Annotated in this window: 19 protein-coding genes and 3 pseudogenes; 13 read left to right on the forward strand and 9 right to left on the reverse strand. The window is 59.5% G+C overall.

Annotated elements, in window-relative coordinates; genetic code table 11:
• A partial coding sequence (locus tag AruPA_RS19645; protein WP_265638455.1) for a hypothetical protein occupies positions 1 to 209 on the forward strand: 209 nt, incomplete at its 5' end.
• A 98-nt stretch (positions 210 to 307) separates the two neighbouring features.
• Positions 308 to 469 carry a hypothetical protein gene (locus tag AruPA_RS19650; protein WP_265638456.1) on the forward strand — a complete coding sequence of 54 codons (162 nt, stop codon included), beginning with the start codon at positions 308 to 310 and terminating at the stop codon, positions 467 to 469.
• Here AruPA_RS19650 and AruPA_RS19655 read toward each other — a convergent pair.
• Positions 446 to 1,483, reverse strand: coding sequence for an NAD(P)-dependent alcohol dehydrogenase (locus tag AruPA_RS19655; RefSeq protein ID WP_265638457.1), 1,038 nt, complete (start codon positions 1,481 to 1,483; stop codon positions 446 to 448). The two genes, AruPA_RS19650 and AruPA_RS19655, sit on opposite strands and share 24 nt — an antisense overlap.
• Positions 1,484 to 2,209: 726 nt before the next feature.
• Here AruPA_RS19655 and AruPA_RS19660 point away from each other — a divergent pair.
• Together AruPA_RS19660 and AruPA_RS19665 are read left to right on the forward strand one after the other, a co-directional pair.
• Entirely contained in the window at positions 2,210 to 3,271 is a 1,062-nt protein-coding gene (locus tag AruPA_RS19660; RefSeq protein WP_265638458.1) for an AraC family transcriptional regulator, read from the forward strand.
• A 509-nt stretch (positions 3,272 to 3,780) separates the two neighbouring features.
• On the forward strand, positions 3,781 to 5,034 hold the full coding sequence (locus AruPA_RS19665) for an MFS transporter (protein ID WP_265638459.1): 1,254 nt from the start codon (positions 3,781 to 3,783) through the stop codon (positions 5,032 to 5,034).
• Positions 5,035 to 5,661: 627 nt separating this feature from the next.
• On the opposite strand, the gene AruPA_RS19670 is transcribed toward AruPA_RS19665, so the two are convergent.
• A complete protein-coding gene (locus AruPA_RS19670; RefSeq protein ID WP_265638460.1) occupies positions 5,662 to 7,737 on the reverse strand; it encodes an ATP-binding protein in 2,076 nt (691 codons plus the stop codon).
• 21 nt (positions 7,738 to 7,758) lie between these two features.
• On the opposite strand from AruPA_RS19670, the gene AruPA_RS19675 reads away from it, so the two are divergent.
• The 3 genes from AruPA_RS19675 (at position 7,759) to AruPA_RS19685 (ending at position 9,954) form a co-directional block, all read left to right on the forward strand.
• Complete coding sequence (locus tag AruPA_RS19675; protein ID WP_265638461.1) at positions 7,759 to 8,070, forward strand: hypothetical protein; 312 nt, start codon at positions 7,759 to 7,761, stop codon at positions 8,068 to 8,070.
• A 36-nt stretch (positions 8,071 to 8,106) separates the two neighbouring features.
• On the forward strand, positions 8,107 to 8,913 hold the full coding sequence (locus AruPA_RS19680) for an IS5 family transposase (protein ID WP_265638462.1): 807 nt from the start codon (positions 8,107 to 8,109) through the stop codon (positions 8,911 to 8,913).
• A gap of 837 nt (positions 8,914 to 9,750) precedes the next feature.
• Positions 9,751 to 9,954 carry a hypothetical protein gene (locus AruPA_RS19685; protein ID WP_265638463.1) on the forward strand — a complete coding sequence of 68 codons (204 nt, stop codon included), beginning with the start codon at positions 9,751 to 9,753 and terminating at the stop codon, positions 9,952 to 9,954.
• Positions 9,955 to 9,984: 30 nt separating this feature from the next.
• Here AruPA_RS19685 and AruPA_RS19690 read toward each other — a convergent pair whose 3' ends face one another.
• Positions 9,985 to 10,425, reverse strand: coding sequence for a hypothetical protein (locus AruPA_RS19690; protein WP_265638464.1), 441 nt, complete (start codon positions 10,423 to 10,425; stop codon positions 9,985 to 9,987).
• 87 nt (positions 10,426 to 10,512) lie between these two features.
• On the opposite strand from AruPA_RS19690, the gene tnpA (AruPA_RS19695) reads away from it, so the two are divergent.
• The gene (gene tnpA, locus AruPA_RS19695; RefSeq protein ID WP_265638465.1) at positions 10,513 to 10,938 is read left to right on the forward strand and encodes an IS66-like element accessory protein TnpA; all 426 of its coding nucleotides are present in this window, start codon (positions 10,513 to 10,515) and stop codon (positions 10,936 to 10,938) included.
• Between the two features lie 131 nt (positions 10,939 to 11,069).
• Here tnpA (AruPA_RS19695) and AruPA_RS19700 read toward each other — a convergent pair whose 3' ends face one another.
• The 4 genes from AruPA_RS19700 to tnpA (AruPA_RS19715) all read right to left on the reverse strand — a co-directional run bounded on the left by AruPA_RS19700 (position 11,070) and on the right by tnpA (AruPA_RS19715) (position 14,861).
• Positions 11,070 to 12,080, reverse strand: coding sequence for a tyrosine-type recombinase/integrase (locus AruPA_RS19700; RefSeq protein ID WP_265638466.1), 1,011 nt, complete (start codon positions 12,078 to 12,080; stop codon positions 11,070 to 11,072).
• Positions 12,077 to 12,991 (reverse strand): tyrosine-type recombinase/integrase, encoded by a 915-nt coding sequence (locus tag AruPA_RS19705; protein WP_265638467.1) that lies wholly within the window; start codon positions 12,989 to 12,991, stop codon positions 12,077 to 12,079. The genes AruPA_RS19700 and AruPA_RS19705 overlap by 4 nt, the downstream gene beginning before the upstream one ends.
• Entirely contained in the window at positions 12,985 to 14,229 is a 1,245-nt protein-coding gene (locus AruPA_RS19710) for a tyrosine-type recombinase/integrase (RefSeq protein WP_265638469.1), read from the reverse strand. Before AruPA_RS19710 ends, AruPA_RS19705 begins: the two co-directional genes overlap by 7 nt.
• A 206-nt stretch (positions 14,230 to 14,435) precedes the next feature.
• Complete coding sequence (gene tnpA, locus AruPA_RS19715) at positions 14,436 to 14,861, reverse strand: IS66-like element accessory protein TnpA (RefSeq protein ID WP_265638470.1); 426 nt, start codon at positions 14,859 to 14,861, stop codon at positions 14,436 to 14,438.
• A gap of 99 nt (positions 14,862 to 14,960) precedes the next feature.
• Between tnpA (AruPA_RS19715) and AruPA_RS19720 the strand changes: the two are divergent.
• Positions 14,961 to 15,533, forward strand: a pseudogene (locus tag AruPA_RS19720) (IS5 family transposase); the annotation flags it as partial.
• On the opposite strand, the gene AruPA_RS19725 reads toward AruPA_RS19720, so the two are convergent.
• A complete protein-coding gene (locus tag AruPA_RS19725) occupies positions 15,517 to 15,726 on the reverse strand; it encodes a hypothetical protein (protein WP_265638471.1) in 210 nt (69 codons plus the stop codon). The pseudogene AruPA_RS19720 and the gene AruPA_RS19725 overlap by 17 nt on opposite strands.
• A gap of 100 nt (positions 15,727 to 15,826) precedes the next feature.
• Between AruPA_RS19725 and AruPA_RS19730 the strand changes: the two genes are divergently transcribed.
• Complete coding sequence (locus AruPA_RS19730) at positions 15,827 to 16,009, forward strand: hypothetical protein (protein WP_265638472.1); 183 nt, start codon at positions 15,827 to 15,829, stop codon at positions 16,007 to 16,009.
• Positions 16,010 to 16,012: 3 nt separating this feature from the next.
• On the opposite strand, the gene AruPA_RS19735 is transcribed toward AruPA_RS19730, so the two are convergent.
• Positions 16,013 to 16,411 (reverse strand): PIN domain-containing protein, encoded by a 399-nt coding sequence (locus AruPA_RS19735; protein ID WP_265638473.1) that lies wholly within the window; start codon positions 16,409 to 16,411, stop codon positions 16,013 to 16,015.
• A gap of 889 nt (positions 16,412 to 17,300) precedes the next feature.
• Between AruPA_RS19735 and AruPA_RS19740 the strand changes: the two are divergent.
• The 3 genes and pseudogenes from AruPA_RS19740 to AruPA_RS19750 form a co-directional block, all read left to right on the forward strand.
• Positions 17,301 to 17,567, forward strand: a pseudogene (locus AruPA_RS19740) (IS256 family transposase); the annotation flags it as partial.
• Between the two features lie 211 nt (positions 17,568 to 17,778).
• Positions 17,779 to 19,572: a tetratricopeptide repeat protein gene (locus AruPA_RS19745; RefSeq protein WP_265638474.1), complete on the forward strand. Its 1,794-nt coding sequence runs from the start codon at positions 17,779 to 17,781 to the stop codon at positions 19,570 to 19,572.
• A gap of 207 nt (positions 19,573 to 19,779) precedes the next feature.
• Positions 19,780 to 20,829: pseudogene (locus tag AruPA_RS19750) on the forward strand (IS256 family transposase); the annotation flags it as partial.

Here is a 20,829-nt window from a genome sequence, read left to right on the forward strand (position 1 = left end):
CCACCCCCCGCCCCAAACGCCCCCGCCCCAGGCGCCAGCCCGACTTCATGGCCCAATACAAAGTCAACCCCGACGGCAGCATCGACTTCACCCCGGAACAACTCCGCGACATCCTCGGCCCACCGCCACCGCCCGTCCCCCCCTGGCACCACCCTTTCGTGCCCTCGTTCGACGCCAAAAAAATGTGGCGCAAAGGCCCACGGGGCTGATGCACGCCCATTTCGTTACGATATCGTAACTAAATAGACATCAACGCGGTTCGTCACCTCGATGCCGCCCCGAATGTGCCGATCAATCGGGCGCTGTCGTGCCGAGCCCCATAACGCCGGTCGCCAGCGCCTCGATCGCGCAGATCACCGGCAGCCAGTGCGGCAGCATTCCCGCATTGTGCGCTGACGGCAAGGGTGCCGGCGCGGCGTATCGTCCCGCCCGGTTTACCGCGCCGTCACGCCGGGATGCGGATTTGTAGTTTGATGTCGGTCGGGCGTCCGGCGGCGGCGCGTTCGAAGGCTGCAATGGCGTCTTCGAAGGGGAAGGTTGCGCTGACCAACGGTTTCAGATCAACCTTGCCGGCGGCGACCAGGGCCAGCGCACGGTCGAACACGTTGGCATAGCGAAACACCGTCTCGATACGGAGTTCCTTGGCGATGGCTTCGGGCACCGCGAACGTCACCGGATCGACCGGCAGACCAACCAGCACCAACGCACCGCCGGGGCGGGCGAGGTCGATGATGTCGCCATAGGCTTTGGCGCTGCCGCTCGCCTCGAACACGACATCGGCGCCCCAGCCGGCGGTTTCGCGCGCGACGGCGGCGCGGAATGGTTCGGTCGCGATATTGACCGGTGTGATGCCGGAATACCGGCCGGCGATGGTGAGTTTTTCCGCGCTGAAATCGGCGATCAGTACGCGCGAACAGCCACCGGCCAGCGCGGCCAGCGCCACCATGATGCCGATGGTGCCGGCGCCGATCACCGCGGCGACATCGCCGGGGACGATGCGGGCGCGTGTGGCCGCCTGCATGCCGATGGCGAAGGGTTCGATCATGGCGCCTTCCGCGAAGCTGACGTTGTCGGGCAATTTATAGGTGTAGGCGGCGGGATGGACGACCGAGGCGGTCAAGACGCCGTGAACCGGCGGCGTCGCCCAGAACCGCACGGCGGGATCGACGTTGTAGATGCCGAGTTTGGCGGCGCGGGAATTCCCGTCGGGAACGCCGGGCTCCATGCAGACGCGATCGCCGGGGGCGAAATTGTGCACTTCGGCGCCGATTTCGGTGATGGTGCCGGCGGCTTCGTGGCCGAGCACCATGGGCTCGTTGACGACGTAAGAGCCGATGCGGCCATGCGTGTAATAATGCACGTCGCTCGCGCAGATGCCGACCGTGTCGATGGCGATGCGCACGTCGCGCGGCCCGAGCGTGTCGGGCAGGTCGATGTCACGGAGCGAGAGGACATTTTTGCGCTCAACGATCAGGGCACGCATGGTGATGTTGGACTCCCTTGGGTGATGAGGTGGCGTGACATCGAGGTCAGCCGGCCGACGTCGGATTTGCGGGGCGGGGCCTGACGACCTGATCAAATGATACGTTCGCTTCGGAAAAAAGTCTGGTGGGCGCGCGCCGGATTGAACCGGTGCCCGCCCGCATGTCAAGGCGCAGACGTCTGTTCTCGATCAATGAGCGGAAAATAGACATTTTCAAAGTAATGAACGTCAGCCACCGTTACGGTCGGGCGGCGAACCGGCGCTGGCGCTCCGGCCGGTGCACAGGGAGGGATGGCCCAACGTGCAGTTTTCGCAACGGGTATGATTGCATGCACCATCCGGCGCCTAATCGCGGATCATGCAAAGCGCGGAGCAAGCCCGATCAACCAGTCGTATCGGGCCAGACGATCAATTGGAGGGGCGATCGCCTGATCCCGCCGTCTGTTGAAGCAAGTCTACCGCCAGTTATGTTAGATAATTTGATCATAGTTCACTGGTCATCTGCGTAAGACGACAAGTTTCCTGACTGCGAGCGGCTCGCCACCTGAGTAAGCAACATTAAATTTCTGAATGACTCGCAAGAATTGATGTTCAAAACTCCGTGATGACGTAGAGTTGTCTCTTTCATGCATCCGCCCCCTATGTTTATCGTCAAATTGTAAGGATTAAAGTATTGGGCGACGAAAGTTTTTTATTGGACAGATATCGTGGGCGGAACGAGGGCCCATGAGTGGCGGCAGCAATCCGCGGTTGGTATCGTCGTTGCAGGCGCAATCACCGCTTTTCGAATCGGGCCGCGCTCTCGTCATTGGCAGCGCGTATTCCATCAATGAGAAACTTGCATCCGGCGCACCCGGCGATCAGGCCAGCCATCCCCGGCACTTTGAACCGGTCGACCGGCGGGGTTTTCAGCAGGACCCGTCGGATTTCGCCATCGCGGTTGCCGCCGGCACCGTTGGTGGGACCAGACTCTCCGCCAATGTCGTCAAGCGTGGTCTCGCGATGGTGGTAAAAGCCCCGGATGAGTCGATCTACACCTTCGGCTTCAGACGCCAGGGTGCACTCCGCGTGGAGGGAACGGGTCGGGCCAACGAGGGGGAATGGGGTCCCGGCATTGGTGTGCTCTATCGCGAACGTCCGGACATGCGCGTTGCGATCAGCGACGAGCATATGGGCCTCGCCTTCGACCTGCCCCGTGCGCGTATCGCCGCGATTCTGGGCGCTCTTACCGAGCGGGAGATCGCGGATGATTTCAGTTTCGATGCCGCATTTTCCCTGACCGAAGAGCCTGGCGCCAGCGTTGCGCGGATCGCGGGTTTCATCGAGCAGGAGCTGGCCATACCGGGCTCCCTGCTGTCGCAAAGCCAAAGCGTCAATCCGCTCGAGGATCTGCTGATCCGCGCGCTGCTCATCACCCAGCGTCATTCCTACTCACATCTGCTGGAGCGCGCGGCGCCGACCGCTGCCCCTTCAAGCGTGCGCCGCGCGGAAGCGTACATGCGCGCCCACGCGCACCTGCCGTTAACACTGGAGATGATCGCCGCAGCCGCGGGCACCAGCGTTCGCGCGCTGCAGGCTGCCTTCCAGAAGTTTCGCCAAAGCAGCCCGCTTCAGGAATTACGCAAAATCCGTCTCGAGCTTGCTCATCAGGAAATCCAGCAGCAGGGTTATTCCGTCTCGTTGCTGGACGTCGCGCTCAAGTATCAGTTTTCGAATCCCGGGCGCTTTGCCAGGATGTATAAGCAGACGTTCGGCGTGCTTCCATCGCAAGCCCGCCGGCGGCGCTGAAGGGCGAAGGCCCGCGCAGCATTGACGACATGGCGCGGCGTAGCCGTCGCGGCCAGTACGTTGTCGCAAGGATTTCTTTACACGGTTGCACAGCCATGATCGCAATGGTGACGCTTTGACACACGCGAACATCACCCTGGCCGCCCTTGGCGAACCGGTTGAAAGCCGTTACCCGCGAGAAATCTGCGCAAACTGTCCATCGCGGCGTATTCTGGCTGGACGATCAATCGATACTCTTCTAGCATGAATTTGTGATCGTATCGTACTCATGAATACTGTGAAAACGGTTTCCAGTGCTACCTTCGGTCATTCGTTCGTTTTGTCGGGACCAAACCGATGTACCTGGTGGAACCGACATATTTTCTAACTAACATAAGGAGACAGACCATGCGTTGGCATTTTTTCTAATAATCAAATAGGATTTTTATGGAGCGGACAGACACGATAATTCGATCGCCTGTCCCTCCTATTTTGAATATATGCAGTATAAAGAATTAAAATAATAAATTATGAAAAACTTTCCGAGAAGTTTTATTGTCCTGCTGACGGGTGAGACAATAGCGTCTATCGGAGCACGAGTAGTCTACCTGGTCATACCGCTGATCGCCGTTTCATCGTTTGGCGCGTCGACGACCAAGGTTGGGCTGCTCGTGGCTGCAGGGTTTGCATCCCCGGCTCTCTGCGGCACTTTCGCTGGAAGAATGATCGACCGCATCGCCAAGCGGAGAGTTCTGGTGTTCGTCAACGCCGCCGCCGCATTGCTCCTGCCGGTGGTGCCGCTTGCGCAGCAGGCGCATCTTCTGTCGCTCGGGGTTTTGATCGTGGTGAGCTTTTTGTCGGCAGGTCTGGTAGCGGCCGATGATATCGCGTTGATGAGCGCGCTCCCGCGTCTGGTCGAACCGACTGCACTGGGGCGTGCCAACGGCCTCTTGTCAGCGGTGATGTCGGTTGCCGCCGTGGTCGGGCCCGCGCTCCTGGCTGCTCTTTTGACACGGTTGAGTGGCCCTTGGGTCGTGGGTGCGGCCGCGCTGACATTTGCAATCGCGGCAGTTTTGCTGATGTTTCTACCAGAGTTGCCGGCAGTGCCTACAGCGGCGCCGCGCCGCCCTGCCACAGCATGGGCCCGGCTTACCGAAGGGTTGCAGATTGTCAGCGCCGATCGCGCGCTCGCGACGCTGGTCTGGGTCGCGGTGGCCGCCCGCGGCTTTACGGCGGTGTGTGCCGGGCTTGAGGCCGTCTTCATCGTGGGCCATCTGGGAGTCTCACCCCGATTGTTTGCACTCGCGTTCACTGTGGGCGGTTTGGGTGCGTTTTTAGGATCGGTCGCATCGGGCGCCATGATGTCGCGCGTCTCCACTCCACTCCTGCTGGCCGGTGGCCTGTGCCTGACGTTTCTGGCGCGAGGGGCGATGAGTATGTTGCATGGCTCGCACGACATGGTCGCGATCGGGTTTGGCATCTCGCTCGTGATGGTGTCGATATCAGCCAGTACCATCAATGTCGCGTTCATGACCGCGGTACAGTCCCGGACGCCGCCGGAATCAATGGGCCAAGTGATTGGCACGGTCATAAGCATGATCGGTATTGCGATGCCGATCGGTGCGTTGATCGGCGCAGGCTCGGGAGCGGTATTAGGCGTCCGGCCGACGCTTATGCTCGCGAGCCTGGGTTTTCTGATGCTCGCGATGGTGTGTGCCGTCGCAAGCGCCACAATGGGTTTCCGAACAAAAGAGGCTTCCGCAGCACCTGAAATGGGTGATTGACGGCGCTTCGGCAGTATCAGCGCGCCGCGCGAGGCGGCCCGGGCATTATACGCCGTGCTACCGCTGTTTGAAAAATACCGCCGGTCGCTGATAGCATGACGTCCGATGAAGGGCTTGACGTGGCCGCCGATGGGCTTGGGGCGCTTGAGAACAGCGCCCCTGCCGGTGCCCGCAGGCACATGGTCCGCACCGGGGCGTCACCTGGCCAAGTGGATGTGCCGGCTCGAAACAGGATAAAATTTACCCGAATCGGCAACGAGCTAAGATGGGGCGGGGCCAGATTTCCTGATAAGTGATTGTATTCACTTTGGAAAATCTGGTGGGCGCGACAGGGATTGAACCTGTGACCCCCGCCATGTCAAGGCGATTAAAACTCTATATCCCGTTGACTATCACAAAATAAATAGATTGAAATCAATGGTTTAAAATCACAAAACATCATGGAAGATCATCCTCAGTAATTTTGGAGTGGGACGGATTTGGGACGCAAACTGCCGCCTTCTGGCCCGCGGCCGAATAAGCGGAGCGGATCGGGTGATCAAGTTGCCACAAGGTAGTCTCGGATCATGAGGCGGGAATTGGATTCCGCATTGGGCGAAGGCAAAGCAGCGTTGCGCACCAGTGGATTCAGGCGAGGGTATGGACGTGTATATCTGGGCAGATCCGTCGGGCGATCTGGATAAGGTGCCGATGGTGAGTCAGATAGATCACCTGTCCTACCGCTGCCATGTCGGCGAATAGGCGAAACGTTTCTTCGGCGCGGAAATCGTCGAAGGTTTCCATGATGTCGTCCGCGATGAACGGGAGCGAAGGGCGGGTACGCGCGAATTCATGGTAGCCCGCCACACGCAGAGCCAAATAAAGCTGAAAGCGGGTGCCTTTCGATAGTTCTGATGCGAGTTTCGATCCGCTTTCGGCGCCGATCGCGACCAGCACTTCGCGATCCTTTTCGACTTGGGTATCGAGCCGCGCGTAGGCGCCGCGGCTGATCGTCGCAAAAGCGGCGGAGGCGTTCTGCATCATGGAGCTACGGTGACGATCGCGGTAGAGACGCAGCGCCTGTTCGGCGGCGGCGATACCGATGCGCAGGCGCAGATAGCCGGTCGCTTTGGCGTCGATTTCAAGGTTTAACGTGCGGCGCTTGGACTCGATCCGGGCCACCGCGTCATCACCTCCGATCGCGTCGATCCGGTCGCGCGCGAGGGTGTAGGCGGTTGACAATGTCCGGGTCTGTTGATCGCAGTCGTCAAAACGGGCGGCGAGGTCCTCGGCTTCTGTTTCAAGCGCAATCCGGTCGAACGGGTCGAGCGCTACCTCCGCCGCCTCGATCGACGGAAGCGTGAGCAGGTTAAGGATATCGGCGATGGCTTGGTCTGCCTGATCCTGTAGCGCACGCCGTGTCGCGAGACGCTCAAGCATCAGCCCGACATCGTGGAGCGTGTCGACCCCGAAATGCGTTGTCATTTTGGCTTTGCGTTTCTGGTGCTCGTCGAGGGCGCGTTGGAATTCCCGCTGTTGGCGGCATGCCGCGTCGTGTTGACGCGTCAGCTTCGCATGCTCGGCTTGGGCATGAGTCGCCACCTCGATCATTCGGTCGATTGCAGCCGCTGTCTCCAGGGCGGGTCGCGACTCGTGCGCGATGTCCAGAGCCCCCGCGATCGACGCGATCCCGGCATTGAAGTCGGCTTGGTCGTGCTCCATCGCGACAATCCGGCTGCGCAACCCCGCTCGCAGCAGCAGTGCGGCGGGCAAATCCCCGAGGTCGGCGAGGATCGTGCGCACCTCGGCCAGCGACGGTACCTGTCCGTCTGCTCCCAACCAGCAACTGGCGCAGGCCGTTGCCCAGGCAACGCACCAATTGGAGTCGCGCTGCTGCGCCAACGCGGCCTGACTCTGACGCTCCGCGAGGGTCTTGGTCGCTTTTCTGACCGCGCTGCGCAGGCCCTTCACCTCGGTTTCGCGTTCGATTACGAGGTTTGCCGCCGTGAGCAGTTCCTCGAACGCGGCCGTTCGGTCGTAGGGGATCACGGCTGTATCGAACGCTGCCATCAGCCGGGATAGGGCAATGTCGCCATCGGTCGCTGCGTTTGCCATGAGGCGTTGCTGGGCGGCGGCCCGTTCGGAGGCTTCGACCGCCTTAGAGCGGCGGTGTATGAATTCTTCCCACTGCTCGATCGTCGCATCTGCAGGCAGCCCTGGCGTCCGCCGCGCGATCGCTGCCGCGATATCGGCCTCGACCTCGGCAAGTGCGACGCTGGCACCTTCGGACTGTTCAATTGCAGATCGCAGATCCGCTGCCAGGATCGCCACATCTCGCTCTGCCTGGCGCCGCTTCGCAACCTCGGCACCATGGGTGTGGCGATCGCTGAGCAGCGCATCGTCCTGACGCAGCGCTGTTTCGAAGGCATCGGCACTGGTCGCGTCGAGCACGCGGCGATGCGTGACCCAGGCTTCGTCCCGCGCGGCGCGACTACGGCTGACCGCTTGATCCGGGACGACCCCCGGGATGGTGCCAAGCGCTTCAAGTTCTGCGGCGCGGCGGCGGTGCTCACTGGTCAACCGCGCGACACTTGCCGCATGGATCCGCCGTTCGGCCTCGGCAGCGGCGCGCGCGTGCTTGAACTGCTCAATTTCACCGCTGCCAGGCACAGACATCGCAAGGAGCGTTGCGATGTCGCCAAACCACGGGTTGAGGTCGCGCAAGCGGTGTGAGAGCGATTCTAGATGTTCTTCGTGGGCCTGATTGGCAAGCCGGTGCCGTGTCGCGTGATCACTCCGCTGGATTGTCGCGATCGTCACGCCGAACCGGACAACGCGGCCATCGTCCTCAACGGGCGAACCGCCGGACGCCGCCAGTTCGGAAGTTGCCTCGTCAAGGTCCCGCACCGCCGCCGCCATCTCGATGGCGGCGGTGGTGAGGGCGGTTTCGATGCCGGATCTCGCTTCGATCAGATCTTTAAGAGCGCTCTGAGAGGCCATTTCGGAATCAACGCGGAACGTTTTCGGCGCGGGGTTGGATGGCCGGACCCGATGTGATTCCATGCAGGTGTTCGAAGCCTTGTTGGAGATCACATGTGGACGCCGACCACCCGCGCGCAGCATAGCCGCGCAGGCCTACGTTATGGAAGTGACGTCACCGATGCAGAGTGGGCGATCCTTTCACCGTTTTTGCCTCCCCCGCGTTCGTGCGGCTGCCCGCGCAAGTGGGAGATGCGACAGATCGTCAATGCAATATTATACGTCCTGCGCGGCGGCATCGCTTGGAGCCTGCTGCCCAAGGATTTCCCGCCCGCCCCCACGGTTTATCGCTGGTTTGCACGGTTCCGCGACGACGGTACCTGGGAGCGGATCAACCACTACCTGGTTATGCTCGACCGCGAGCGGGCTGGCCGCGAAGCGAGCCCGACAGCCGCCGTGATCGATAGTCAGAGCGTCAAGACGACCGAGAGCGGCGGCATCCGCGGCTATGACGCCGGCAAGAAGATCAAGGGGCGCAAGCGCCACGCCATGGTCGACACGGACGGTCGGGCGCTCAAGCTTCAGGCCCACTCCGCCGACATTCAGGACCGAGACGGGGCAGTGCCGCTGCTACGGGCGTCGCGTCCGAGTTGGCCCTTCGTGACGCTGGGATATGCCGACGGCGGCTACGCCGGTGCCCGGGTCGCCGAGGCCAGCTCGATCCGCATCGAGGTGGTGCGCAAGGCCGACAACCAAGTCGGCTTCGCCGTCATCGCCCGGCGGTGGGTGGTCGAGCGGTTCTTCGCCTGGATCAACCGAAACCGGCGGCTCGCGAAGGACTTCGAGGCCACGATCGAGAGCGTCGAAGCCTTCCTCTACGCCGCGTCCAGCGTCATCCTGCTACGAAGGTTGGCACGTTGATGAACCGATTCGAAATGGAATCTCAGCTTTGAGTTTCTGGTTCGACGAGATATGCTCGGTGATGAAGCGGTGGTTGACGCCATCGACCGGGGAAAATCACGATCAATAAGAATTTGTCTTGCCCCAACGGACAATTGGCGAATAAAACCACCCGCAGTGCCCCTAAATACCAACGCTGGTGCACCATTCACAGGCGTGTCGCTATTATGTGTTGCTCCCGCTTTTGTCCGGAAGGCTTGCCCCCTGTCGTTATGAAGCCTTTGTATCACTGATGGCGCACGTCGCTAGACTCGGAATCTACGTATATTGGGCCGCGTCATTTCCAACATGGCCGCCGCGTACACTAAGTAGTTTGCCGCGATCTGATTAGTCCCGAAATAAATATTCCACTGTCCCATTAAATGGCGAGATCAGCCTTCTCTAGCATTCTTTGGACGCAAAAACCTGCGGATGAATTATGTTGTTTGACACAATCGGTAATTGTACTAATTGTTGGTTTTCTACCCTTTTGATTAAATTTGGCGGACATGTACATGCTCGAAATCATCGACCGGTCGGATATCTCGCGTGATCTCGATGTTTGGACGAGGAGTCTTCGTGCCGGCGATATGCGTGTAGCGCTGGGGAGGGCATCGCGGGATATTGCCTCGCATCAGAAAAGCCACCTGGATTCGACGTCTGGGGTAACGTTGGAGGTGTTCGTCTCCCAAATGACCAAACTTCGATAGGGTGGATGTAATGCGCTCCGGAAATGGCGACAACGAGGGGGAATTCCCATCGACGGACGCTTTGCATGATCGAAGGCGGCCTGGTCGGAAAAATTACACCAACGGCTTCTTGATCGCGATGTTACGCTGGCCTAGCCAGGCTGGCACCACACCAGATCCACACGCCGAGCGGGCCAGCACTCCTGAATACCGTAATGATGACGATGTGATTGATCAACTCGGGACGGCCAAAGGTATCATTCTGGCGCTCGTATTGGGACTCGCATCTTGGGTGCTAATCGGCATCGCATTGTGCTTCTGGATCTATCTTTAGGACGTGAGCCTTAGCTCGACTTTCCGCATTTCATGCGGCGAGCGATAGAGTCTGCAGGAGTCGTTTTAGCAAGCGTGTTGGTATTATGACGGCATCGGTCATTGTCCGGGACATCGAAAAATCCGGTGGTGACCATAGGACGCGGCGGACGGCGGCGATTGCGTCGGTGAAGGTTGGCTCATTTTTGTTGTACCACGAGGCGGAATGGGGTCGGAGGAGTTGGTGGTCGGACGCCGCCAATGCGCTGGCCCAAACGGTGATCATCGAGAATAGTCCGACCAGGACCGGGTTGGTTCGCAGGATGGCGAGGTCCGACCACTGACGCTGGGTTTCGACGCCGAGATGAGCGCGTACCTCCTGGAAGGTTGTCTCGACCCGCCAACGGAAGACGAACCATTGCAGGATTGTCGCAGGTGTAGCGGCGATATCGGTACTCAGAAATGCCTGTGGCTCATGTTCGCCGGTATCCATCCGGTTTGAGCCGCCTGCCGCTACCGGGAGGAGGCGTCCATAAGAGCGCTGCTATGAGCTGAGTCATAGGCAGGGAGCGTTTGGCGGATGGAGATCATCACCGGAGCGGAACGCCGGCGTCGCTGGCGGGATGAAGACAAGCTGCGGATTGTTGCGGAGGCTGAGGCGCCGGGCGCGGTGTTTGCGTTGGTTGCGCGGCGGCACGATATTTCGAGGGGGCAATTGTGGAAGTGGCGGGGGCAGGTTCGGCGCGGTGAATTGACGCCGGCGCCGATGGCGCCAGAATTCATTCCGGTGCGGGTGATGCCGAGTGCGGCGCTGTCGATGCCGCAGGCGTCTGGCAAATCAGTGGCGGCGAACCACGCCAGCGCCGATCCGGTGCCGCAGATGCGGTCGGCGCGATCCGATGCGAGCCGGATTGAGATCGTCCTGCCGCATGGCACCTGTGTTCGGGTTGATGATGGGGTTGGGATCGCCGCATTGCGCCGGGTGATGGCGGCGGTGCGGCGATGATCCCGGTCTCGCCCAGTGTGCGGATCTGGCTGGCGTCGGGGCATACGGATATGCGCCGTTATGCGGCGCACATGATTATGTAGAGTCCCAAGCGGCGATGCGGGGACCGTCAAGAAGTCGGCCCCCTTTGCTCAGCATAATTTTTGGTGGTGGCGCTGCCCCGTGATCATGGCGATAACCTTGTCCGGCGGTCTGAACTTGCCTGGCTGTAGTGTCGGTCCGCCTGCGGCACCCAAGGCTTCGAGCTTTTCCGTAGGGTCTGCGCGCAGGTAGGCCTCGGTACTTTGGAGGCTGGCATGGCCCAGCCACAGCGCCACTTTTCGAATATCTTGCGTGGCCTGCAGCATATGCATTGCGCAACTATGCCGCAGAACATGAGGTGTCACGCGCTTGGTCGCGACGGAGGGGAGGCGCAGGGCGGCCGTGGCCACATGCTTGCCGAGGATATATTCGAAACCGGATCTGGTCATGGTCTGGCCGGCGGCGTTGAGAAATAGTGCCCCATCTTGCCGCTGTTGACGGACAGCAAGCCAGGCCCGGAGCGCAACCACGCTCTCCTTCCACAGCGGAAGCACGCGCTCGCGCCGACCTTTGCCGATCACGTGGATCGTACAAGGATTTTGCAGATCGAGTTGATCGAGGCGTAATCCGACCAACTCCGAGACGCGCAGTCCAGCCGCAAAGGCGAGATGGAGCATCGCACGATCTCGGGTGCCGGATAGAGTCTTGGGATCAGGCGCGTCAACCAGAGCCTGAATCTCCTCCCGTGTCAGCGAAGCGACCAACGCTTCGTCGGTTTTCTTCATCGGGATCGCGCGGACCCGAAGCGATTGATCGAGACAGGCTGGCACACGATACTCGATGAATCTGAAGAACGACCGGATCGCCGCCAATCGAGCATTGCGTGATCGCGCCGTGTTGCCGCGATCCTGTTCGATGTGATCGAGGAATGCCAGGATCATCGGTACACCGACGTCCTCGACCTCCAACCGCGACGGCGTCTTGTGAAGTCGCTGCGCCGCGAATGTCACTAGAAGTTGAAAACTGTACGCATAAGCGTCACAGGTGTGAGGACTGGCGCCCTGATCGCGCGGTAGGTGCTCGCCGAGGAACTGGGACAGGGGTGGTGCGAGCGCGGTCATATCGCACCTGTCCGGCCGAAGTCTTCACCGGCATCGGCGATCTGTGCCATCAGGCCGGGCGTGGCCTGAAGATACCAGTAGGTATCGCTGACGTGGGCGTGACCGAGATAGGTGCTGAGAGCGAGGATGTGGCGCGATACAGCGTCGTCATTGCATGGACAATGTTCGAGCGACCTCACGGCGAAGCTATGTCTCAGGTCGTGGATGCGCGGCCCCGACTGACCCGGGCCGCCCCGCAACCCGACCTTGCGCGAGATCTGGCGGAATAACGCGCCGGCGGTATTATAGCAAAGCGGAGTTCCGGCGTTGGATACGAACAGGACAGCGGCGCACGTGCTGATCGGCAAGCGAGCCGAGAGATATCGATCAATCGCGGCGCGAGTCGTGGGATGGAGCGGAATAAGTCTGCTCTTCTTGAACTTGGTCTTATTGATGATCAATCCGTCGTCGGTGACATCGGAGAGCCGCAAAGCGAGAGCTTCCGATATCCGCATACCGGTCGAGGCGAGCAAGCCGAGCAGCGTGACGTATGTAAGCGGCCGAAGCGTGGCGGCGGGACCAAGCGAAGCCGCCTCCTCCATCAATTTACGAATCTCCGCGGCGGAATAAATGTATGGCTTTGTCCGCCGAAAGAGGCCCCGACCGAGCGCATCAACGGCGGGCACCTCGTGGCCACTGTCCTCGGCGTGCATGGCGATCGCAAACCGACGCACCGTAAGAAGCCGGTTGCGTCGCTGCTCGGGTGAGGGCGCCTCGACTGTCCATGCGATCACCCGATTGGTCTTGATAAACTTGTCGTCGTGGCGCTCCGCGTAAGCCACGAACATTCGCAGCAGTATGCGCTGCGTCCGGAATTTGAAGCCCAGAGCCTCATGAAGCCTCACATGGCGCGAAAGATCATCGCTCAGCATGCCACGTCTCTCGGCCAGGGCTGCGCGACCTGCATCAGCATGTTCAGATCAACCTTGGCGTAGACGGTCGTGGTGTTCAAAGACCTGTGGCGCAAAACGGCCCCAACCGACTGGAGAGTGGCGCCGCCGCGGAGCATGTGGGTCGCCGCCGAGTGACGTAGCAGGTTGGCACCGTGTGATGGGGGATCGTCGATGCCGGCACGCTTCAAAGCCACGGCTACGATGTGGGAAACCGTCGGGGACGATGCGAAAGGCCGAAATGGCGCATTTGACCTTAAGAATAGGCGGTTACTATCGACCAAAGGGCGCGCCCCACCGAGATAGCCGAGTACTGCGTCGCCGGCGTCTTGGGGCATGGGCAGGCGGGTCTCGCGGCGTCCCTTGCCCTTCACCCGCAACGTCGCTGAAGACCAATCGATGTCCCCCAGGCACATCTCGAGAATGTCGCCTGCGCGCAGTCCCAAACGCGCGAGGAGGAGCAGAATAGCTCGATCGCGGACGCCCCGCCCGGTATGAAGGTCACAAGAAGCAACCAGCCGCTCGACCTGATCGGGCGACAGATAGCGCGGCAATGATGAGAGTCGCCATTGGGGAATGAGCGGCACGGCGTGTTCAAGACCCGGCCGACAGAGATCGGCGGAAGCCAGAAAGCGCAGGTATCCGCGCAGGGCAGTGGTCATTGTCTTGACGTACGGCGCAGAGCAACACTCGGCTTCCTGTAGGATGGCCATCTTGATCCTGGCTGGATCATATGCGTGGGGTTCGGTCCCCAACGAGAGAAGCAGGCGCGTGACCATCCTGCCATGCCGCGCTGCTGTCCGCCCGCAAATGCCTCGATTGCGCGTGAGCCAATCTTGGTAATCGCGGACGCGCGGATCGACTGCGGCGGCAACCACTTTGTCCAACAGTGTGATAACGCCGCGTCGCGCGAGAAAGTCGATGAAGCGATGAACGCGCCTCAGATACTTGCCCGAGCGTGGCGTGGCAGGCCGATACCCGCCACATCGGCAACGGTGCGTCTTGAAGCGACTAAACGACTCATCACTGACAACACCGAGCCCGATGTTGTCAATCGCGAGCCAAGCCGCAAAATGGCGAGCGCAACCCGTGTAACCCTCAACAGTCAGGGTCGTGTGGCCCAGCGATCTAAGCTCGTCGGCGAATGCAGCGACCCACGGGTCAAGTTCGCCGGCCTCCATGGTCCGTGGTACCCTGGCCGGCCTTGCAACGATATTCATAGCTTCTCTCCGAGCGCCGGATTGGCGCTGGAGATAGCCTAGATTATGCTGAGATCTCGTCACGATTGAAATAGCCCATCACGCTGAAATCATTCGATAAGGTCAGCATCGCCGCTTGGGACTCTACATAATCATGTGCGCCGCATAACGGCGCATATCCGTATGCCCCGACGCCAGCCAGATCCGCACACTGGGCGAGACCGGGATCATCGCCGCACCGCCGCCATCACCCAGCGCAATGCGGCGATCCCAACCCCGTCATCAACCCGAACACAGGTGCCGTCCGGCAGCACGATCTCAATCCGGCTCGCATCGGATCGCGTCGCTCGGCTTTGAGGTACCGGCTCGCCGCCAGACTCGTTTACTGCCGCTGATTTGCCCAATGCCCGCGGCATCGACAGCGCCGCACTCGCCATCACGCGGACCGGAATGAACTCAGGCTCCACCCGCACCGGCGCCAACTCACCGCGCCGAACCTGCCCGCGCCATTTCCACAACTGCCCTCGCGAAATCTCGTGCCGCCGTGCCACCAAGGCAAATACAGAATCCGGTGCCTCAGCTTCCGCGACAATCCGAAGCTTGTCCTCATCCCGCCAGCGACGCCGGCGCTCAGTCCCCGTGATGATCTCCATCCGCCACAGCTCCCTGCATATGAATCAGCTCATAGCAGCGCTCTTATGAGCGGCTTCTTCCCGTAGCGGCAGGCGGCTCAGACCGGATGGTTACGCTTCTGTCGCGACGGCACATTTGATCGCATCAATCACGTCCTGGTCATGCAGGCGCGGGAGATAGCCGGACGGGAGGCGTCGCCCACAGCCGGCGTGATCGACAGCCAGTCGGTCAAGACCACCGAAGCCGGCGGGCCGCGCGGGTTCGATGCCGGAAAGAAGATCAAGGGACGCAAGCGCCACATCATCACCGATACAATCGGCCACCTCGTCGGCGCCGTCGTTCATCATGCCGGCATTCAGGATCGGGATGGGGCGCCCGACGTGCTCAAATCGGTCAAATCCCTGTATCCCTGGTTGCGGCACGTGTTCGCCGACGGCGGCTATGCCGGTCCCAAACTCAATGGACGCCTCGCCAAAATCGGCAAATGGACCATACAGATCGTCAAGCGCTCCGACACCGCCAGCGGGTTCGAACTCCTGCCGCGACGCTGGGTCGTGGAGAGAACCTTCGCCTGGCTCGGCAGATGCCGACGTCTTGCAAAGGATTTCGAGGCCACCGTTACCAGCGCCACCGCATGGCTCTTCCTCGCCCATATCCGCCTGCTCACACGGAAAATCACACGCAACCGATAGCCGCACTACCATTCAGATCCGGGCTCTGACGATCGGGGTTGCGCTCGTAGTGAGTGGCGTGGAGGAAGCGTTCGCGCTCGATCTGCATGGCGAGTTCGAAGATCCTGGCAAACACCGTGGCGATATCGCCTGCGCCGTTTTCGATCAGATGTTCCAAAAGTGCCTCGATAATCGTATCCTTTTTGGCGTCCATTCATCGGTCTCTATGTTGGTGTGAACAACTGCATGGAATACCAGAATGAACAGTCCTTGCCGGGGCATGCCCCGGCAAGGGCACCAACTCCCAACCCAAAATGAATTTCCAGACGTCAGGTTACACCACCGTGGCGCGGGACGCGGAGGGGCCGGAACATTTATTCCTCACCATGGTCGAGGCGCGCGAAATCAATGCCCCCAGCGGTAGTTCACTACTTTTGTGGCGACTACTGGCCGCGCTTCAGGTCGCCAATGCCGATGAAGCTCTTGCGTCTAGATAAAAACTAAACATCTTTTTCTGATAAAAGGTAAAAATTTTTAGATAAATGCGCAATTGTTTGGTCTAAAGAACCGAAATGATCAGCTTTGGCTCGATCGGCTTCTGCCAGGATAACTCCTAGAGTGAAGTCACCACCAGATCTAAGGAGACTGAGGCCCGCCTCGACAAGCTGACGATCAATCTCAACAGAGGGCATAGTGGTCAAATCTTGCAAAATCCCTATAATATTTTGTTCCAGGACACCATAAAGATCTTTTAATATTCCAACCGTTTCGCATAGAACTATAGTTGGAATTATAATCGTATCTGCTGATTCGATTATACTTACAGCGGCGTTATTCTCTGTTTTCTGATCCCAAGTTAGATATTTGATCAGCGCACCTGTATCAAGTGCGAGTCTCATGAGCGCCTACGATTAATCGCATGCTGCACGTCCAGAACCGAGACTAGCGGCAGTCCTGGCCGCCATAAAGCCCCCCGGACTTTCTTTATGCGTGGTGAATCAGTGATCGGACGGAGCTCAATTCTACCATTCGGGAGCAGCGCCACATCAATTTTCTGACCGGGTTTTATGCCCATATGCTGACGTAAGGCCCGCCGAAACGTGACTTGGCCCTGAGCCGTGATGGAAATTCTAATCGACATCGGTCCACCGAGATTAAAGATTTTACAGACATGTTTAATATCGGCGATCTTTGACGGCATCAAGGTACTTCCGGATCGTGAAATTCTAAACAGTCAGTATGCAATCGGTTGGTCGACGGGCCGCCGAACCTAAGCAGAGATTCGTTGAGCAACCCAAGGAATGTGCTTGCGCTTTGAATTTAGGGTCTCGACAGAGTTATGGATGGCTAGGTTAATGGCTTCGACATCGACGAAGGTCTAGCGGGCAACGTGATGCATCTTGAGATAGGGCCGGATGGGTTCGATTTCGTTCAACTCCGGCGTGTATTTTTAAAGTCGCTCGACTGTGAGCCAATGAGTGGGGTGGCGAGAGTTGGTGGCGTCTCGGAGTGTGTGGAAATTGCCTTTGGGGGCGTCTCTGGTTTGGGAAACATGACGAGGTCAGGCAACAAGATCAAGATACATTGAGGCGGGTGGCTCTCCGAGGCTGGGCCAGCCGTCGACTTTTCGCATGGTGATCTGTCCGGATGCGAGCAGCGACCAGAACAACATCGCCGCGGTCTCGGGCTGACGAGCTATGGCCGAAATTGGGTGATGGCATGGTGAGAAAGGTGGCGTATCGAGGCGGGTGGAAGCCTGCCTGAACCTCTTGAAGGAGCGATACGCCTATGACGAGCGATAGTACTATTATTCCCTTCCGCAAGCCCGGAGACGTTGAGGATCCGCTGACGGCGATCCTGAGGGACGGAGCCCGTCGGCTGCTGGCCCAGGCAATCGAGGCGGAGGCTGAGGCGTTTCTGACCGCGATGAAGGGTGAAAGGCTGGCTGACGGCCGCGACCGCGTTGTGCGGCACGGTCTGGGTCCGGTGAGGGAAATCCAGACCGGGATTGGTCCGGTCGCGGTGCAGCGTGTGAAGCTGCGCGACCGCGGGGCGGAGCCGCCGCAGAACGGCCCGGGTCGTTAAACTGGGGCAGTTGGGCACAGGCAAAAGATACAATCCCAGGTGTGTTCCTGTTACTCTGGCGACCGTTATGCGCTACGGTAACGCTTGGTAAGGTTCGAAGAACTTGGGATTGGGTTTCGTAGTGGCGATGCTGAGGTGGTTCGACCCTCCAACTGAAGCGCGTAGTGGATTTAGGACACAGATGATAAGAATTGGCATTCTTTCAGCGGCGCTGCTAGTCCATGTTTCAGGCGTGTCGATCGCTAGTAGCGTCGGCAGAGCACCACAATTTGTTACAATTGACTTTCGCAACGGATTGCCGACAGCTGATTCCAGTACTGGTCACGCCGTTGCTGATCTTCGGTCGTCTAAAGAAGTACCGGAGTCCGCTTTAGGGGCTCACGAAATTCAGATTTACCGTGCAGCGGCGTCGCGTGGAGATCCGGTCGGGGAATTTTATCTAGGCGAAGCCTACTATGATGGGGTGGGCGTTTCCCAGGATCAATCTCGCGGCATCGGGTATCTTCGAAGTGCCGCAGTGCGTGGTTACGCCAGAGCGGAGACGTTCTTGGGGATCGTTGAATACCTTCAAGCTCCGGGTGCACCGGGTCGTTCACGGGCATGGTACTGGCTTCATCAAGGGGCACATGATGGAAATCGGCTTGCCCAGCGGGATCTCGGAATTATTAGCTTGGATGACCGCAGTTCGTCGTCGGTTGACGATGCCATGCACTGGCTTCACCTCGCCGCCTTGCAGGGGGATGTTGTATCTCAGCGCCTCATGGGTGAATTGAATGCAACTACATCCTCGGACACTCCGTCCCTAGAGGCCGCCGTCTTTTGGTTGACGGAGGCCGCAAAAGACGGAGACAGGATAGCGCTATCGGATTTGATCCATATCTGGTCGATGACAAAACAAATCCATGCGGGATTCGGTCCGCCAGAAACGCTCTCTGGTGCTTTGGTTTTAACGACGTCACCACAGACTGCGACGCAGTTGGGGAACTTCTATTTCGGACGATCTCCCGCCAGTGCCGCGCTAGCTGTGGAACTTTATCGCAGGGCGGCCCAAAACGGATATGGGCCGGCGTCCTTTGGGCTAGCTGAGGCTTATCTGTTTGGGAGAGGCATTACAGCGAACGCCTATCTTGCGCGCCGAGGGTTTAAGGATGCGACGGCCCAGGGTTATGTTCAAGCGCGTGTAAATCTTGGCACGATGTATTATCAGGGAATGGGAGTTCGAAAAAGCCTGACGCGTGCCGCGAGCGAATATCGTCTTGCTGCCACCCACGGGTCAGCGCAAGGCGCATACTACCTCGCGATGATGTTCCAGACCGGCCAAGGTGTTAAGATGAACGTACCGGAAGCGCTCCACTGGTACAGGGTCGCGGCCGGACGGGGACTGCCAGTCGCACAACGAGTGGTGGCTTCGCTGCCTAATCCGCGGTCGGCGGGAATATCTCCGGCTCAAGAACGTGTGTATTGGTTACGTCGTGCTGCCGAGGGGGGTGACGCCGTGGCCGCGCGCGAATTAGCTGAATTATACCGTCGTGGCGTGGGGGTTAAACTCAGTCGCCCACGTGCCCTGCATTGGTTACAACGTGCAGCAAAACTCGGCGATCAGCCGGCGCTGGTGGACAGCGCACTTTTGGAAGCAACGGAACCGACAACCGCAAACCAAGCAAGAGCGGGACGATCAGCTTTAAGACGGATGGCATTAGCCGGGTCTTCCTCAGCTGGGTTTAATCTAGGTGCTTTGTATGCTCGTGGTGATGGCGTCACGCGCGACGACCACCGAGCGGTCATTTGGTGGAGGGTCGCGGCCCGTCAACATGACCAGGATGCAATGATAGCCCTGGCAATAGCTTATATTTCTGGCGCGGGTGTGAAGGAAGACTGGAGCAAGGCCGTCACGCTCCTGAAGCAGGTTCGGGTTCAAAACTTGGATCCAGAGCGCAGGCGAATCGTGGAACAGGAACTAATCACCCTGCACTAAAGAGTCAAAGATTTGTCGTTATGCGACTCTGGAAATTACATGTGCACATTATTGCGACAGAAGTCATTTTTATATAATAAAATAGAGTCGGTAGCGTCGTGAAGTGTGTGGAAATTCTGGGTGGCGTAATCTCCGGGTGAGTTCAACCACCAGACTCGGCGTTTGAGCGAGCTATGGCCGAAATTAGGTGATGGCTTGGTGAGAAAGGTGGCGTATCGAAGCGAGGGGAAGCCTGCCCGAAGCTCTTGAAGCAGCGATACGCCTGTGACGAGCGATAGCACTATTCTTCCCTTCCGCAAGCCCGGCGACGTTGAGGATCCGCTGACGGCGATCCTGAGGGGCGGAGCCCGTCGGCTGGCGGCCCAGGCAATCGAGGCGGATGCTGAGGCGTTCCTGGCCGCGATGAAGGGTGAAAGGCTGGCTGACGGCCGCGACCGCGTTGTGCGGCACGGTCTGGGTCCGGTGAGGGAAATCCAGACCGGGATTGGTCCGGTCGCGGTGCAGCGCGTGAAGCTGCGCGACCGCGGGGCGGAAGCGGGCAATGAGCGCATTTATTTCACCTCGGCCCTTTTGCCGCCCTGGGGGCGTCGGACCCGGAGCCTGGATGCGTTGCTGCCCATCCTTTATCTGCGCGGTATTTCGATGGGTGATTTCCAAGATGCATTGGGGGCGTTGTTGGGGAAAGATGCGCCAAACCTCTCGCCCTCGGTAGTTGCCCGATTGCGCGGCGAATGGGAATCCGACTTCAAGCGCTGGCAGCGGCGGGATCTTTCAGCCCGGCGTTACGTCTACATCTGGGCGGATGGAGTGTATTTACAGGCACGGATGGAACCGCAGGCAGAGTGCATGCTGGTGCTGATCGGCGCCACCCCCGAGGGCCGGAAAGAGTTGATCGGTTTTCAGGTGGGCATGCGGGAAAGTGCGCAGAGCTGGCACGAACTGCTCGTCGATCTGAAGGCCCGGGGTCTGACCATCGCACCGCAGGTCGCCACCGGGGACGGGGCGCTCGGCTTCTGGAAGGCGATTGAGGAGGTCTGGCCGAGGACATGCCATCAGCGCTGCACGGTCCACAAAACCGCCAATGTGCTGAACAAGATGCCGAAAGTCCTCCAACCGGCCACCAAAGCCGATCTACGTGAAATCTGGACGGCGCCGGATCGTGCGGCGGCCGAGGCGGCGATTACAAAGTTCGTCGAGAAATATGGCTTGAAGTACGACAAGGCGGTGACCTGTCTGGTCAAGGACCGTGATGCGCTG

The organism is Acidiphilium sp. PA, assembly GCF_026191915.1.
Taxonomy (GTDB): domain Bacteria; phylum Pseudomonadota; class Alphaproteobacteria; order Acetobacterales; family Acetobacteraceae; genus Acidiphilium.